Here is a 16649-nt window from a genome sequence, read left to right as displayed (position 1 = left end):
GCAATTGGCGTTGTGGGTGAGCGTAGCTAACGCCCCTACGGCTTCAAGTGCGAAGGGGACTATTGAGGGAGAGTAGATGGCTAAGCAGACCCCGTTGTATGACCAGCACGTAGTATGCGGTGCTCGGATGGTAGATTTTCATGGTTGGATGATGCCATTGCATTATGGCTCCCAAATCGACGAACACCATATCGTGCGTCAGGATGCCGGTATGTTTGATGTTTCTCATATGACCATCGTCGACTTACACGGTGCCCGTACCCGTGAATTCCTGCGTTATCTGTTAGCCAACGATGTCGCCAAACTGACCCAACCGGGCAAAGCCCTTTACACCGCAATGCTGAATGCCTCCGGCGGTGTTATCGATGATTTGATTGTTTACTTCCTACGTGAAGACTATTTCCGTTTAGTGGTTAACTCCGCCACCCGTGAAAAAGATCTGGACTGGATCATTCAACATGCTGAGCCATATCAGGTTGAAGTGACGGTGCGTGATGATTTGGCGCTGGTGGCAGTACAAGGCCCGACAGCACAACAGAAAGTGGCAACCTTACTGACTCCTGAGCAGCAACAGGCGATCGCAGGAATGAAACCGTTCTTTGGTATTCAAGCTGGTGATTTGTTTATCGCTACCACCGGTTATACCGGCGAAGCGGGCTATGAAATTGCGCTGCCGAAAGAGCAAGTGGTTGAGTTCTGGCAGCAATTGCTGGCAGCAGGCGTAAAACCTGCGGGCCTTGGTGCTCGCGATACTTTGCGGCTTGAAGCCGGGATGAACCTCTACGGGCAGGAGATGGACGAAGGTGTTTCGCCATTAGCCGCCAATATGGGCTGGACCGTGGCCTGGTTGCCGGAAGAGCGTCAGTTTATCGGCCGTGCAGCACTGGAAAAGCAGCGTACGGGGGGTACTGAACACTTGGTAGGCTTGATCATGACGGAAAAAGGCGTATTACGTAATGAGCTGCCGGTACACTTTTCTGATGCCTCAGGCAACCCAAAAGTGGGTGTTATCACCAGCGGTTCATTCTCGCCAACATTGGGCTTTAGCATTGCGCTGGCCCGTGTCCCCGCAGGGATTGGTGAAAATGCGGTGGTACAGATCCGTAACCGTGAAATGCCGGTTCGGGTGGTTAAACCGGGTTTTGTACGGGCAGGTAAGCCGGTCACGCTGTAATTATTGAGAGTAGATCGTTATTGCGAATTCTATGAGCCACACCCTTTTGGCTCTATCACTATTTAAGGAGCATCAATGAGTAACGTACCAACAGAATTGAAATATGCGTCATCTCATGAGTGGGTTCGTGCAGACGGTGATGGTGTTTATAGCGTCGGTATCACGGAACATGCGCAGGAACTCCTCGGCGACATGGTTTTCGTTGATTTGCCTGAAGTGGGTAGCGACGTTTCAGCCGGTAGCGATTGTGCCGTTGCCGAATCAGTTAAGGCCGCTTCCGATATTTACGCACCGATCAGCGGCGAAATCATTGCGGTTAATACCGAACTGGAAAGCTCACCAGAGCTGGTGAACAGTGCGCCGTACACCGATGGCTGGTTGTTCAGCATCAAAGCGTCTGATGAAGGCGAATTGGCAGATTTGTTGGATGCTGAGGCTTATCAGGCGACGATCGACGAGTAAATGAGTTTAGGGCTATTTTATTTGCCATTTTGAACCTGGGCAGTGCTCGAAACCCTCACGTAGCCATTATTTACAAGGTCATGGTGTACGCTCCGGTTTCTGTGCGCTGTCCGAGTCCAAACGGCCTGCAACAGTTACGCCCTACAAAATACGCTTTATGAAATAAGTCCAACTTCCCGTCCCATGCCCTATTCAGGAATTTGTAGCACATGACTCAGAATCTCAGCCAGCTTGAACATAACGATGCTTTTATTCAGCGCCATATTGGCTCTTCAGCTCAACAACAACAAAAGATGTTGGAAGCCGTAGGTACCCGCTCGTTAAGTGCATTAATCCAACAGATTGTTCCGGTAGATATCCAGTTGCCAAGCCCACCACAAGTTGGTGATGCTGCCACGGAACATCAGGCGCTGGCGGAACTTAAAGGGATTGCCAGCCAGAATCAGCGCTATAAATCCTATATTGGCATGGGCTACAGCCCGGTGCTGACCCCGCCGGTTATCTTGCGCAATATGCTGGAAAATCCAGGTTGGTACACCGCCTATACCCCTTATCAGCCAGAAGTTTCTCAGGGCCGCCTTGAAGCGTTGTTGAATTTTCAACAATTAACCCAAGACCTGACAGGGTTGGATCTGGCCTCTGCTTCTTTGCTTGATGAAGCCACTGCTGCTGCCGAATCGATGGCGCTGGCCAAACGTGCCAGTAAACTGAAAGAGGCGAACTGCTTCTTCGTCGCCGATGACGTGCATCCGCAAACCTTGGATGTGGTGCGTACCCGCGCTGAAACCTTTGGTTTTGAAGTGATTGTTGGTCGTGCTGAACGTGTGCGGGAGCTGGACGGCGTGTTCGGGGTGCTGCTGCAACAAGTGGGCACCACCGGCGAACTGCATGATTATTCAGCGCTGCTGGCTCATCTGCGAAAACGCAAAATCATTACCAGCGTTGCCGCCGATATCATGGCGTTGGTACTGTTGACCGCCCCTGGAAAACAAGGTGCCGATGTCGTATTTGGCTCCGCTCAGCGCTTTGGTGTGCCAATGGGCTACGGTGGCCCACATGCCGCCTTCTTTGCCTGCCGCGATGAATTTAAACGCTCAATGCCGGGCCGTATTATCGGGGTATCGCGTGATGCAGCGGGCAACACTGCGCTACGTATGGCGATGCAGACCCGTGAGCAACATATTCGCCGCGAAAAAGCCAACTCCAATATCTGCACTTCTCAGGTTTTACTGGCCAATATTGCCAGCTTGTATGCGGTTTATCATGGGCCGCAAGGCTTGCAGCGTATCGCTGGCCGCATTCACCGCATGACCGATATTCTGGCTGCCGGTTTGCAACACGCGGGCCTGACGCTGCGCTTCAAAAATTGGTTCGATACCCTGACGGTTGAAGTCGAAGATAAAGCCACCGTGCTGGCCCGTGCATTGAGTTTTGGTATCAACCTGCGAACTGATATTGATGGTGCGGTGGGTATTACGCTGGATGAAACCACCTCGCGCGAAGATATTCAGACTTTGTTTACCCTATTCGCCGGTGATAATCATGGTCTGGATATTGACCTGCTTGATGCCAAAGTCAGTCAGAACAGTCAATCAATTCAAGATACTATGTTGCGTCGTGATCCTATTCTGACTCATCCGGTATTTAACAGTTACCACAGCGAAACCGAAATGATGCGTTATATGCATCGTTTAGAGCGCAAAGATTTGGCGCTGAATCAGGCGATGATCCCGCTGGGATCCTGCACGATGAAGCTAAATGCCGCCGCAGAGATGATCCCGATCACCTGGCCGGAATTCGCCGAGTTACATCCCTTCTGCCCACCAGAGCAAGCGGCTGGTTATCAGCAGATGATTGGTCAATTGTCACAATGGCTGGTGCAACTGACCGGTTATGACGCGGTTTGTATGCAACCAAACTCAGGCGCGCAAGGTGAGTATGCCGGTCTGCTGGCGATTCGCCGTTATCATGAGAGCCGTAATCAGGCGAATCGTGATGTCTGTTTGATCCCAAGCTCTGCGCACGGTACTAACCCCGCATCGGCGCAAATGGCGGGGATGTCCGTAGTGGTGGTGGCCTGTGATAAACAAGGCAATATTGACTTACATGACCTGCGCCAGAAGGCCGAGGACGTGGGGGATAAATTGTCCTGTATTATGGTAACTTACCCGTCGACTCACGGCGTGTATGAAGAAACCATTCGTGAAGTTTGCCAAATTGTGCATCAGTTTGGTGGTCAGGTTTATCTGGATGGCGCGAACATGAATGCACAAGTGGGGATTACCACGCCGGGCTATATTGGCGCGGATGTTTCTCACCTGAACTTACATAAAACCTTCTGTATTCCACACGGCGGTGGTGGCCCAGGTATGGGGCCGATTGGTGTTAAAGCACATTTAGCACCGTTTGTTCCGGGCCACAGTGTGGTACAAATCGACGGTATGATAACCCAACAAGGCGCGGTTTCGGCGGCCCCATTTGGCAGTGCGTCAATTTTACCTATCAGTTGGATGTACATTCGCATGATGGGGGCAGATGGGCTGAAACAGGCCAGTCAGGTCGCCATTTTGAATGCCAACTATATCGCGACCCGCCTGAAAGAAGCTTATCCGGTACTGTATACCGGCCACGGTGGCCGCGTGGCGCACGAATGTATTCTGGATATCCGCCCGCTGAAAGAAGCGACCGGGATCAGCGAGATGGATATCGCCAAGCGCTTAATCGACTTCGGCTTCCATGCGCCAACCATGTCCTTCCCGGTGGCGGGCACGCTGATGGTGGAACCGACTGAATCAGAAAGTAAAGTTGAGTTAGACCGCTTTATCGACGCCATGCTCGCTATCCGCGCGGAAATCGAGAAAGTGGCTCGTGGTGAATGGCCACTGGAAGACAACCCGTTGGTGAATGCGCCGCATACTCAAGCTGAGCTGGTCGGTGAGTGGCAGCATCCGTACAGCCGTGAGTTGGCGGTATTCCCGGTGGCTGGTGTGATGGAGAATAAATACTGGCCGAGCGTGAAACGTCTGGATGATGTGTACGGTGACCGTAATTTGTTCTGCTCATGCGTACCTATCAGTGATTATATCCTTCGTTCTTGACGTTGCAGCTGTGTTAATGATGCTCACCCTGCGGGCGAGCATCAATGCTATTCAAATCGGTTGCGCGCAGTCTTGCCGTAACGCCAATGACTTTGGATAGACGAACAATCCTTACTGTAAATAACAAAGGGTCGCGCAAGCGGCCCTTTTGCCTGGTTTATTATTTTGTCGCCGGGTGTGTTAATTTGGGAAAAATACACCGCTAAGTATGGAGCAGGGATATGCATAAGAAAGTTGCATTAGTGACTGGTGGAAGCCGGGGAATTGGTCGCGCGACTGCATTGCTGCTGGCAAAACATGGCTATCGGGTTGCGGTGAATTATATCAACGATGAGCAGGCGGCGCGGCAGGTGGTGGCAGAGATAGCCGCCGCAGGGGGGTTGGCGATCGCGCTACAGGCGGATATTGCCGACGAACTACAGGTTGTGGCGCTATTTGAACAGCTTGAAGCCCAACTTGGGCCAATCAGCGCACTGGTGAATAATGCCGGTATCCTGTTTCCGCAAACCTGCATTGAAGGGCTAACCGCCGAGCGCATCAATCGGGTGCTATCTACCAATGTGACCGGTTACTTCTTATGTAGTCGTGAGGCGGTCAAACGTATGGCATTGCGTCATGGTGGTCGTGGCGGTGCGATTGTTAATGTTTCTTCTGCGGCTGCACGTTTGGGCGCGCCGGGGGAATATCTTGATTATGCTGCCTCTAAAGGTGCTATTGATACTCTGACCACCGGTTTGTCACTGGAAGTTGCTGGCGAAGGCATTCGAGTTAATGGCGTGCGGGCAGGCTTTATCTATACCGATATGCATGCCAGCGGCGGGGAGCCTGGGCGAGTTGATCGGGTACAAGGTTTGTTACCGATGAAGCGGGGCGGGCATCCGCAAGAAGTGGCAGAAGCGATTGTCTGGTTACTTTCAGATAGCGCCTCTTACGTGACTGGCAGTGTGTTGGATATGGCAGGGGGCAAATGAATAGGGGCGGTATTGTCCCGATATTCACTCTATATCGTCGATATCGGGTATATGAAAGAGAAACAGTAGCACTCTGATATCAATGTGATAACGCGATTACCATCCCACCAGGTGCCTATTTAACTATCACTTTCGCGTTCTCACCTAACATATTGATCCGCAGACATGGCGGGTTACATCTACTGACGGAATATTTAAGCTTACACGTGTACACTGGAATCATTCTCAGTTAACCTGAGTGTGGTTTTTTTGTGCGATTAGCAAGCCGCAGTGCCGCTCATCGGGTGAGATAATAATATATATGCAGGATAATCAGTATTGAAGAACAAATCAGTGTCATCGGCTACTTTGGTCGCGCCAACGCTTGCCACAACACCGGTTTATCCGTGGGCGGAAGAGATAGCAAACAGTATCAGCCACGCAATTGGTGTGGTATTTGGCATTATCGGGCTGGTATTACTGCTGGTACAAGCGGTTGATAGCGGAGCCGATACGAAAGCACTGACCAGTTATAGCCTGTATGGTGGCAGTATCATCTTGTTGTTTCTGGCTTCAACGCTGTATCACGCGGTTCCACACCGCAAGGCGAAATTGTGGTTACAAAAGTTTGACCATTGCGCCATCTACATTCTGATTGCCGGAACATATACACCGTTTCTACTGGTTGGGTTGGATTCGCCACTCGCCCGTGGTTTGATGGCGGTTATCTGGGGGCTGGCGCTGTTCGGCGTGATATTTAAACTGGCTTTCGCGCACCGGTTTGAAGTGCTGTCGCTGGTGACTTATCTGACGATGGGCTGGTTATCGCTGATTGTGATTTACCAACTGGCGGTAAAACTTGAAATGGGTGGGCTGGCATTGCTGACCCTCGGTGGCTTGCTGTATACCTTGGGCGTGGTTTTTTATGCCTCTAAACGTATCCGCTTCGGCCATGCCATTTGGCACGGTTTTGTGTTGGCTGGCAGTGTTTGCCACTTTATGGCGATCTATTTATACGTTTGATGCTTTTGTGACATGAATTAAGGCCGGATAACCGGCCTCACTGTATTACAGGCAAATATTATTTATCTTCGGCCAGTGAATAAGGCAGCGGCTGGATAGTCAGCACACTCTCGACATCATCGCGCACCCGCAGCACACTGCCTGCATCCAGATCGTTATTCAATACCGCCTGCACCCACACGGTGCCATCACTAAGTTGAGTCGCTGCCAGTACACTACCGGTACGTCGCCAGTTTTCACCCAACTGCCATTCTAAATCCTCACCCGCGGCGGGGACACGATTGGCATGACCTGCCAGCCAATAGAGCGCACGCTTGTTTGCGCCACGGTATTTTGCCCGCGCAACCATTTCCTGCCCCGAGTAACAACCTTTACTGAAACTAATGCCATTCAATGCCTGAATATTGGTCGCTTGGGGAATAAACTGCGCGCTACTTTCGCTATCAATAATTGGGAAGCCCGCCTCAATATCCAGCGCCAGCCACTGTTTACTGTTGTTAAATTGCGCACGACCAGATAACGTCGCCACTAATTGCTGTGCTTGTTCTACATCGGTTACCAGTAGAAAACGCTCGGCGGGCAGTGAGAAATGCAACAGCGTACTCTGCCCCTGTTGCACTACCGGGTGTTCGGTACTTGGCAATTCGGTGAACACTTCTGCCAGCGCCGTTTTAGCTGCTGTACCGGCAATACCCAACAGTACGGCATCGGGCTGTGGTGCTATCACCACCTTGGAGAATACGGCGTATTTCTTTAGCTCGCTCAGTTGGCTATCCAACAGGCTGCGTCGTTCAATAAAGGCTAAACCTTCGCCGCGATAGAACAACCGTAAGTTGCTCCACATCTTCCCTTTGGCATCACAATGGGCGCAAAGGACATGCTGGTCAGCAGGCAGGGCGTCTATATCTGCGGTCACCTGACCTTGCAGATACTTGACTCTGTCAGCGCCGGTTAAGGTGACCAACGCCCAGTCATCGAGAGAGATTAGTGTTAATGGCAACCCGGAAGAGGCGACCGGTGGTTGTGCAGTGAACTGAGTATTATATGTCATGCTATACCTGCCGATAAATAGCACCTGCTAATGAGGTGCAGTGAGCTGATACCCCAATGGTAAAATAGCCGGTTAGCTTTGCAAGCAGTTATTCCATTGATTCAGTAATGTTTGCCAATATCTGAGGTACAATAACCACATACTCCGTGGCAGGGTGTAGATGATGCTTAAAAAAGCAGCGCCTGTTACGCATTTAGCGCCTTAACCCTGCACTTTGGCGGGGTAATCTTTCCGTTAGCTACAAGGCATAATAACGCGCTGAGTCGGGTGCAAAATACCGGCCCGATTTGGACAATATCCTTACATTGAGGAGTCAATCAGGACATGGAAATTGATAATAAAGCCCGTATCCATTGGGCGTGCCGCCGTGGGATGCGTGAATTAGACATCTCTATCATGCCATTTTTTGAATATGAGTATGATGGCTTGAGTGAACATGAGAAATGTGTGTTTATTCGTTTGCTTGAGTGTGATGATCCAGACTTATTCAACTGGCTGATGAATCACGGGGAGCCGCAGGACAGTGATCTGCGTCAGATGGTCAAACTAATTCAAACACGAAATAAAGCCCGTGGCCCAGTGGCGATGTGACCTGCGGGTATCCTGGCATACTCAACTCTTCTCTTTATTAGCACACGGTGTATTGGTCATATTAACGTTGGTGGCACCCTGGCCGCAGGGGTACATCGCTTTATGGCTGGTGTTACTGACGCTGGTGGTGTTTGAGTGTATCCGCAGCCAGAAGAAAATCACGTCCTGTCAGGGCGAAATCAGGTTAAAATCCGGCAATTTAGTGCTATGGAAAAGGCACGAATGGAAAGTGACCAAACAGCCGTGGATCACCCATTATGGCGTGTTGTTAAATTTACAGCAGGTCAGTAGCTGTTCGACGCGTAAACGTTTATGGCTGGCTGCCGACAGCATGTCGGAAGATGAGTGGCGGCAGTTATGTGTGCTGCTACGGTATTCATTTGGCTCTGATGACGGAGAAAGTCTATGAAGCCATTAATCTGGCTGATAGAAGATGAGCCAAGTATTGCTGACACGCTAATTTATAGTTTGGAAAGTGAAGGTTTTACCCTTCGATGGTTTGACCGGGGGGAACCTGCACTTGCTGCTCTGGCTAATGGCCCACCGGCCTTAGCGATAGTTGATGTCGGGCTGCCTGATATTAATGGTTTTGATTTATGTCGCCGTATATTAGCGTTGGCACCGGAGTTGCCGGTGGTGTTCTTAACTGCTCGCAGCGAAGAACTGGATCGAATTGTTGGTTTAGAAATCGGGGCTGACGACTACATTGCCAAGCCTTTCTCGCCGCGCGAAGTGAGTGCCAGAGTGCGTACCGTGCTGCGCCGCTTACAAAAATCCCAAAGACTACCTGCGGCTGCCTCGCTGCATCAATTCGGTGATTTCACGCTGGATGAAGCTGGCGTGCGGGTGACTTACCATCAACAAGTTTTAGGGTTAACCCGCTATGAATATCTGTTGCTGAAAACATTGTTATTGGCTCCCGAGCGCATATTTTCGCGCCAGCAACTGATGGATATTGTTTGGGCACAAGCAGAAGAGAGCCAGGATCGCACCGTCGATACCCACATCAAAACCCTGCGTTCAAAACTGCGTATGATTCACGATGAAGAGTCGCCAATCCTCACCCATCGCGGGCTGGGCTATAGCCTAAGTTATTCGCTATGAGCTGCGGTTAATGAAGATTGGCATCCGTTTACTGCTGGGTTACTTCCTTATCGTCGCCATCGCCGGTTACTTTGTTATTCGTATTTTCGTACAAGAAGTTAAACCCGGAGTGCGGCGTGCAACCGAAGGCACGCTGGTGGATACCGCGACGTTGCTGGCACAGTTTGCCCGGCAGGATATGGTGCGAAATAAAGTGGCGGTTGGTCAATTGGCACAAGCCTTTTCTTCACTTAATTTGCGGCCAATTGGTGCCAATATTGAGGGTATCCGTAAGGATCGTAATGAATATCGGGTTTATCTGACTGATGCCGATGGGCGGGTGATATTTGATTCATCAGGTAAAGCTGTCGGGCAAGATTATTCGCGCTGGAATGATGTTTGGCTGACGTTGCGTGGTGAGTATGGCGCACGTAGTACCCGTACCAACCCCAATGATGAACAAAGCTCGGTGATGTATGTGGCCGCTCCGGTCATAGTTGAGAACCGAATTGTTGGCGTGCTCAGTGTGGGTAAACCCAATATCTCAATGGCACCGGTGATTAAGCGCAGTGAACGTAAAATCTTGTTGGCTGGCGGCGTATTACTGGGTATTGCTCTGTTGATTGGGCTGGTATTTGTGTGGTGGATTAACCGCTCTATCGGCAAGCTGGTGGATTACGCTGAGCGAGTCGCCGAGGGGCTGCCGGCGTCGTTGCCAGCGATGGGCAGCAGTGAACTGAGTGATTTAGCCCATGCGCTGGAAAGTATGCGCCTGAAGTTGGATGGTAAAGCCTATATTGAACAATATGTTCACACGCTGACTCATGAGCTAAAAAGCCCGCTGGCCGCCATTACGGGGGCCGCAGAGCTACTGCGCGAATCGCCGCCACCCGCTAGCGCGCAACGTTTTCTAACGAATATTGAGCAGCAAAGCGTACGCATTCGGCAATTAGTCGATAAAATGTTGGTGCAAGCGCGGCTTGAGAGTCGGGTCGATTTACAACTATTGTCTTTGGATATCAGTAATATACTCAAACAAGCCTTCAACGCTAAAGAGGCGCAGGCGGTCAGCCGTGGCATCACCTTGCGATTAGTCTGTGCTGACCGTGCAGTATTATTAGGGGATGGGTTATTACTTAGCCAGGCGTTGACCAATCTGATTGATAATGCACTGGATTTCACCCCCATTGGGGGGGATGTGATCCTGAGTGGTACGCGGCAGGATCACGAATATCTTATTATCGTTGAAGACAATGGCAGTGGTATCCCTGTTTATGCCCAAGATAAAATTTTTGACCGTTTTTATTCCTTACCGCGTGCCAATAGCCCAAAAAGTACCGGGTTAGGGCTGAATTTTGTGCGTGAAGTTATCGCTATCCATCAAGGGAGTATTCAGTTGGAAAACCGCTTGCCACAAGGGGTTTGCGCCCGTTTGATGCTACCTATTGATGCCCCTTGAACGGCTGACTTCACTTTCACTTCACATAACCTCATTCTCCTTTCACTTCACTCTCTTAAGCTGTTCTCCTGATCTTAAAAGGAGTGCATATCATGTTCAAATCTGTTCTGTTTTGGAAACTTGCCACGTTACTGGGCTTAATTTTGTTGATGATGATCCCCAAAGAGATGCTGCTGAATGCCATCTATGAACGCAGCGGTTATCGTCAGAGTGTGATCGATAAAGTCAGTGACAGTACCAGCCGATCACAGAAGATCCTCGGCCCGTTGATTGTGGTGCCATACAGCGAATGGGTTGAAAGTGAAGTTGATGGCAAGAAGCAAGGGCAACGAGTCAGTCGTCATCGTTATTTATTGCCTGAAGTCATGACGGTAAAGGGTGCGCCGGATGTTGAGGTTCGCCAGTTAGGTATTTATAAAGCGCAGGTTTATCAGGGCGAACTCTATTTCCACGGGCAATTTGAACCCTCTTCGCTAAGTGATTTACACCGTGAAGGGGTGATTATCGGTACGCCATCTCTGGTGCTGGCGCTAAGTGACTCTCGCGGCATTCAACAGATTTCACCACTAAATATTGGCAGCACTAAAATTAATTTCGAGCCAGGGGCTTTTCTTGGGCGGGCAGCTCAAGGTGTCCATGCGCCACTGACATTAGAGCAGGTGCAGCAGGGTAAGTTTGATGTTGATTTTAACATGACCCTGACCGGCACTAACAGCCTGTCGGTAGTTCCTGTTGGGCGCAGCAGTGAGCTGACATTGCAAAGTAACTGGCCACATCCGAACTTTGTCGGTGAGTTTTTACCAATGCAGCGCAAGGTTGATGAAAACGGCTTTAGCGCGCACTGGAGCAGTAACTGGCTGGCTAACAGCATGAACATTAATTTTGCCGCTGATAGTGTGCGTTTCGATGTTGATGAATTACCAGCGTTCACGACCAGCCTGATTGAACCGGTTGATCATTATCAATTGACGGCGCGGGCTATCAAATATGCCATTCTGTTTATCGGCCTGACGTTCTTTAGCTTCTTCCTGTTTGAAAGCCTGACGTCATTACGCGTGCATCCCATTCAATATCTGTTAGTCGGTGCAGCGCTAGTGCTGTTCTATCTCATGTTACTGGCGTTCTCCGAGCATCTTGGTTTCACAATGGCTTATGTTATCGCCAGTTTGAGTTGCAGCAGTTTGATTGCCATCTATTTGAGTGCGGTATTGGGGGGCTGGCTGCGTGGTGCGCTGTTTGCCTGCGGTCTGTTGTTATTGTACGGCGTATTATATGGGCTGCTGCAATCCGAGGATAACGCGCTGTTATTAGGCTCAGGATTGCTGTTTATCATACTGGCGGCGGTGATGTTGCTGACCCGAAGGCTGGATTGGTATCAGGTGGCAAATCCGCAGCGTTTCACCGCGCAGACGTGTTCCGAACCCAATATTGAACCGATGTTAAACGCATCGATATCTGCCGAGAGTAAGGCCACAGGCGCGTTCCGTTTATGGAAATAAGATAAATTTCAGCAACAAAAACGGGCATATCAGGTGCCCGTTTCGCTAACGACAGCGATATTATCTGGGTTGCAACGCTATATTCGATTACAACAACGCATCCATCTCTAACAAAATCTGATCACACCATTGTTCGATACGTTGTTCGCTTAAATCGTACTGGTTAACCTCATCTAACGCTAACCCGACAAAATGTTGGCCATCAGCACTGAGCGGTTTTGGGCTGGTAAACTCAAACCCTTCGGTTGGCCAAAAGCCGATAAACTTCACACCCAGCGGTGCAATATGGTCATGCAACATGCCCAGAGCATCCAGGAACCATTCGCTATAGCCGAATTGATCACCCATGCCATACATAGCAACAATCTTTCCCTTCAAATCAAGCTGCGTTAACTGCGGCCAGACCGCCTCCCAGTCTTCTTGTAGCTCGCCGAAATCCCAGGTGGGGATACCCAGAATCAAGATGGCGTACTCTTCCATCAGGCGAGGGCTGACATCTTTCAGGTTATGCAAATCAACCAGTTCTTCACCAAGAATGTCGCGGATTTTTTCTGCCACCATTTCGGTATAGCAGGTACTGGAGCCGTAAAAAAGACCAATCTTCATGATGTATAGCCATAACATTACTAATAAGGAATAGCATCGAGTGTACCAGATTTGTTCTGTCATCAGGCATAATGGCTATTGAGATCAATCAAAGAGAGAAACAGCCATGCAACAGCAAAATAACCCGCTGATTGAGCAGTTTCTTGATGCCTTATGGCTGGAAAGAAACCTGGCCGAGAATACACTGGCGTCATACCGTCTGGATTTACATGCTTTAACTGGATGGTTAGAATGTCACGGTAGTGATTTATTGCGCGCAGTACCGCAGGACTTGCAATCCTTCCTTGCGGAGCGCATTGAGGGCGGTTATAAAGCCACCAGTTCGGCCCGTTTGCTGAGCGCCATGCGTCGTTTGTTCCAATATTTATACCGTGAAAAGTTGCGTGAGGATGATCCGACCGCGCTGCTATCGTCACCTAAATTGCCGCAGCGCTTACCTAAAGATTTAAGTGAGGCGCAGGTTGATGCGCTACTCAACTCGCCCAATGTTGATATCCCCTTAGAATTGCGCGATAAAGCCATGCTTGAGGTGCTCTATGCCACCGGCTTGCGAGTGTCTGAACTGGTTGGGCTGACTATCAGCGATGTCAGCTTGCGTCAGGGTGTGGTTCGAGTCATTGGTAAAGGGAATAAAGAACGGCTGGTTCCGCTGGGCGAAGAAGCGGTGTACTGGATTGAGAACTATATGGAACACGGGCGTCCGTGGCTGATTAATGGTCAGTCGCTGGATGTGCTGTTCCCCAGTAACCGTAGTCAGCAGATGACCCGGCAGACTTTCTGGCATCGCATTAAACACTATGCGATCCTTGCCGGTATTGATAGTGAGCGGCTTTCCCCTCATGTATTACGGCACGCTTTTGCTACGCACTTGCTGAATCACGGCGCAGATTTACGGGTAGTACAAATGTTACTGGGTCACAGTGATCTGTCGACAACCCAAATTTATACACATGTAGCTACAGAACGTTTGAAACAGCTACATCAACAGCATCATCCACGCGCATAGTTTTTTTGCTTTGTAGAAAATACAGGTTTTGCAGAAAACAGATGTAATGTGGAAAGAGATAGGATTAATAAATGAAACGAAGTTTATTGCTGCTGCCGATGTTAATCGCTGCACTCACGGGGTTGGCTCATGCAGATGATGCCACTATTCAACAGACACTGAAAAAGTTAGATATTCAGCAAGCGGATATCCTGCCATCACCCATTCCGGGCTTGAGCACGGTGATGACCGAAAGCGGTGTGCTGTACATCTCGGCCGACGGTAAACATCTGTTGCAGGGGCCACTGTACGATGTCAGTGGTCCCCAGCCTGTCAATGTCACCAACCAGATATTGCTGAAGAAATTAGAAGCATTGAGCGGTGAAATGATTGTGTACAAAGCGCCGCAGGAAAAACATGTTATCACCGTGTTTACCGATATCACCTGTGGTTATTGCCGTAAAATGCACGAGCAGATGAAAGACTACAACGCGCTGGGCATTACCGTGCGTTATCTGGCATTCCCGCGTCAGGGCTTAAGCTCTCAGGCAGAAAAAGATATGCGTTCTATCTGGTGCATGGCTGATCGCAATAAAGCTTTCAGTGGTGCCATGAAAGGCGATGCGGTTTCCCCCGCAACCTGCAAAATCGATATCAGCAAACACTATCAGCTAGGTGTGCAGTTCGGTATTCAGGGCACTCCAGCTATCGTGCTGCAAAATGGCACTATCGTTCCAGGATACCAGGGGCCGAAAGAGATGTTGCAGATGCTTAATGCACATCAGGCTTCTTCAAAAGCGGCGGGTTAATCACTCGTGACGTTGAAAACTCAACTTCGCCGCCGTGAGGCGGTGGATGATAGCCATTTGCCCGCACACTTGCCCCCGTTGCTGCGTCGCCTCTATGCCAGCCGGGGTGTAAAAAGCCCCGAAGAGCTGGAGCGGGGTGTCAAAGGCTTGTTGGCCTGGCAGCAACTGGATGGCATTGATGCCGGTGTTACTCTGTTGCAGCAAGCGTTGGCTGACCGGCGGCGGATTGTCATTGTCGGTGATTTTGATGCCGATGGTGCCACCAGTACCGCGCTGGCAGTGCTCGCATTACGCAGCATGGGCGGCAGCAATATCGACTATCTGGTACCCAACCGCTTTGAAGATGGCTATGGGTTGAGTCCTGAAGTGGTTGAGCAGGTGGCTGCCCGTGGTGCGGAACTGATTGTCACGGTGGATAATGGCATTTCCTCTCATTCTGGGGTGGATTTGGCACATGCCTTGGGTATTCAGGTGTTGGTCACTGATCATCACCTGCCAGGGGAAACCTTGCCTGCGGCTGAGGCTATCATTAACCCCAATCTGGCTGGTTGTGATTTTCTCTCCAAATCACTGGCTGGGGTGGGTGTCACCTTTTATCTGATGCTGGCATTGCGTGCCCGCCTTAGAGATTGCGGTTGGTTTGAGCAACGTGCGTTAGCTGTGCCGAATTTGGCTGAATTGCTGGATTTAGTCGCGCTAGGCACCGTGGCAGATGTGGTGCCACTGGATGCCAATAACCGGATTTTGGTGCATCAGGGGCTAAGCCGTATCCGGGCGGGTAAGTGTCGGCCGGGTATTCGCGCGTTGCTGGAAGTGGCTAACCGCGATGCGCGCCAGCTAGCAGCAAACGATCTGGGTTTCTCTCTCGGCCCGCGCCTCAACGCAGCCGGCCGTCTGGATGATATGTCCATTGGGGTTGCATTGCTGCTAAGTGACGATATTGCTCAAGCACGCGCACTGGCAATCGATCTCGATTCATTGAATCAGACACGGCGTGAGATAGAGCAGGGGATGCAGGTTGAAGCCTTGCAGCTATGTGATCAATTAGAGCGCACCAGCACTGAATTACCTTACGGTATCGCGATGTATCACCCCGAATGGCATCAGGGTGTGGTGGGGATTCTGGCTTCTCGTATTAAAGAGCGTTTTCATCGGCCGGTTATTGCTTTTGCCCCGGCGGGCGACGGCTTACTGAAAGGCTCCGGGCGCAGTGTGGCGGGCTTGCATATGCGTGATGCACTTGAGCGTCTCGATACATTGAACCCTGGGTTGATGCTGAAGTTTGGTGGTCATGCAATGGCGGCGGGGCTATCGCTGGAACAGGATAAATTCGATGAGTTCCGCCAGCGCTTTGCTGATTTAGTCGGTGAATGGATGGACGCTTCGCAATTAGAAGGTGTGATTTGGTCTGATGGTGAGCTGAAAGGCAACGAATTATCACTGGAAACGGCAGAGTTGCTGCGCGATGGTGGCCCGTGGGGGCAATCCTTCCCTGAACCGACATTTGATGGCAAATTCCGCATCTTACAGCAGCGATTGGTGGGTGAACGCCACCTGAAACTTATGATTGAACCGCTAAACGGCGGGCCTTTGCTGGATGGTATTGCTTTTAATATTGATACCACCTTATGGCCGGATAGCAGTGTGCGTGAAGTCAAGCTGGCTTATAAACTTGATATTAATGAATATCGCGGTAATCGTAGTGTCCAGTTGCTGGTTCAGCATTTGTGGCCTTATTAATCTAAAGATTCACCTCAGGGTAAATGCAACTTATAGCGCTATTCGTCGAGATAGCGCTATAAATACAGCCAACTTGCTATAAACCGTCGTACAGATCCGTTAGAATTACCAATTCTGTG

General features: G+C 50.3%; 15 protein-coding genes. 13 read left to right on the top strand and 2 right to left on the bottom strand.

Translation table 11 applies throughout. From position 1 onward, the window contains the following. Positions 1 to 76 precede the first annotated feature (76 nt). The 5 genes from gcvT to trhA all read left to right on the top strand — a co-directional run bounded on the left by gcvT (position 77) and on the right by trhA (position 6707). The gene (gene gcvT, locus AT01_RS08445; protein ID WP_042546818.1) at positions 77 to 1174 is read left to right on the top strand and encodes a glycine cleavage system aminomethyltransferase GcvT; all 1098 of its coding nucleotides are present in this window, start codon (positions 77 to 79) and stop codon (positions 1172 to 1174) included. A gap of 75 nt (positions 1175 to 1249) precedes the next feature. After that, on the top strand, positions 1250 to 1636 hold the full coding sequence (gene gcvH, locus AT01_RS08440) for a glycine cleavage system protein GcvH (RefSeq protein WP_004703442.1): 387 nt from the start codon (positions 1250 to 1252) through the stop codon (positions 1634 to 1636). Between the two features lie 209 nt (positions 1637 to 1845). Continuing rightward, entirely contained in the window at positions 1846 to 4734 is a 2889-nt protein-coding gene (gene gcvP / locus AT01_RS08435; protein ID WP_042546817.1) for an aminomethyl-transferring glycine dehydrogenase, read from the top strand. A 221-nt stretch (positions 4735 to 4955) separates the two neighbouring features. Then, entirely contained in the window at positions 4956 to 5705 is a 750-nt protein-coding gene (locus tag AT01_RS08430) for an SDR family oxidoreductase (protein WP_042546816.1), read from the top strand. A 318-nt stretch (positions 5706 to 6023) separates the two neighbouring features. Beyond that, positions 6024 to 6707 carry a PAQR family membrane homeostasis protein TrhA gene (gene trhA / locus AT01_RS08425; RefSeq protein ID WP_086016810.1) on the top strand — a complete coding sequence of 228 codons (684 nt, stop codon included), beginning with the start codon at positions 6024 to 6026 and terminating at the stop codon, positions 6705 to 6707. A gap of 58 nt (positions 6708 to 6765) precedes the next feature. Here trhA and ygfZ read toward each other — a convergent pair whose 3' ends face one another. Further along, on the bottom strand, positions 6766 to 7758 hold the full coding sequence (ygfZ, locus tag AT01_RS08420; protein WP_042546815.1) for a tRNA-modifying protein YgfZ: 993 nt from the start codon (positions 7756 to 7758) through the stop codon (positions 6766 to 6768). 324 nt (positions 7759 to 8082) lie between these two features. Here ygfZ and sdhE point away from each other — a divergent pair, with 324 nt between their 5' ends. The 5 genes from sdhE (at position 8083) to creD (ending at position 12390) form a co-directional block, all read left to right on the top strand. Then, positions 8083 to 8349, top strand: coding sequence for an FAD assembly factor SdhE (gene sdhE / locus AT01_RS08415; RefSeq protein WP_042546814.1), 267 nt, complete (start codon positions 8083 to 8085; stop codon positions 8347 to 8349). Next, entirely contained in the window at positions 8330 to 8758 is a 429-nt protein-coding gene (locus tag AT01_RS08410; protein ID WP_042546813.1) for a protein YgfX, read from the top strand. Before sdhE ends, AT01_RS08410 begins: the two co-directional genes overlap by 20 nt. Further along, the gene (creB, locus tag AT01_RS08405) at positions 8755 to 9453 is read left to right on the top strand and encodes a two-component system response regulator CreB (RefSeq protein WP_042546812.1); all 699 of its coding nucleotides are present in this window, start codon (positions 8755 to 8757) and stop codon (positions 9451 to 9453) included. The genes AT01_RS08410 and creB overlap by 4 nt, the downstream gene beginning before the upstream one ends. A gap of 10 nt (positions 9454 to 9463) precedes the next feature. Continuing rightward, entirely contained in the window at positions 9464 to 10891 is a 1428-nt protein-coding gene (gene creC / locus AT01_RS08400) for a two-component system sensor histidine kinase CreC (protein WP_042546811.1), read from the top strand. A 92-nt stretch (positions 10892 to 10983) separates the two neighbouring features. Beyond that, positions 10984 to 12390, top strand: a complete 1407-nt coding sequence (creD, locus tag AT01_RS08395; protein ID WP_042546810.1) for a cell envelope integrity protein CreD — start codon at positions 10984 to 10986, stop codon at positions 12388 to 12390. Positions 12391 to 12477: 87 nt separating this feature from the next. On the opposite strand, the gene fldB is transcribed toward creD, so the two are convergent. Continuing rightward, positions 12478 to 12996, bottom strand: coding sequence for a flavodoxin FldB (gene fldB, locus AT01_RS08390; protein WP_004703421.1), 519 nt, complete (start codon positions 12994 to 12996; stop codon positions 12478 to 12480). A gap of 106 nt (positions 12997 to 13102) precedes the next feature. On the opposite strand from fldB, the gene xerD reads away from it, so the two are divergent. The 3 genes from xerD to recJ all read left to right on the top strand — a co-directional run bounded on the left by xerD (position 13103) and on the right by recJ (position 16530). Further along, positions 13103 to 14002, top strand: a complete 900-nt coding sequence (gene xerD, locus AT01_RS08385) for a site-specific tyrosine recombinase XerD (RefSeq protein WP_004703419.1) — start codon at positions 13103 to 13105, stop codon at positions 14000 to 14002. Between the two features lie 71 nt (positions 14003 to 14073). Continuing rightward, a complete protein-coding gene (dsbC, locus tag AT01_RS08380; RefSeq protein WP_042546809.1) occupies positions 14074 to 14790 on the top strand; it encodes a bifunctional protein-disulfide isomerase/oxidoreductase DsbC in 717 nt (238 codons plus the stop codon). 6 nt (positions 14791 to 14796) lie between these two features. Next, the gene (gene recJ / locus AT01_RS08375) at positions 14797 to 16530 is read left to right on the top strand and encodes a single-stranded-DNA-specific exonuclease RecJ (RefSeq protein ID WP_042546808.1); all 1734 of its coding nucleotides are present in this window, start codon (positions 14797 to 14799) and stop codon (positions 16528 to 16530) included. Positions 16531 to 16649: the final 119 nt, after the last annotated feature.

This window comes from Yersinia aldovae 670-83 (assembly GCF_000834395.1).
Lineage (GTDB): Bacteria > Pseudomonadota > Gammaproteobacteria > Enterobacterales > Enterobacteriaceae > Yersinia > Yersinia aldovae.
The sequence above is the reverse complement of the archived record's forward strand: the minus strand, read 5'-3'. Positions and strand labels throughout refer to the sequence as shown.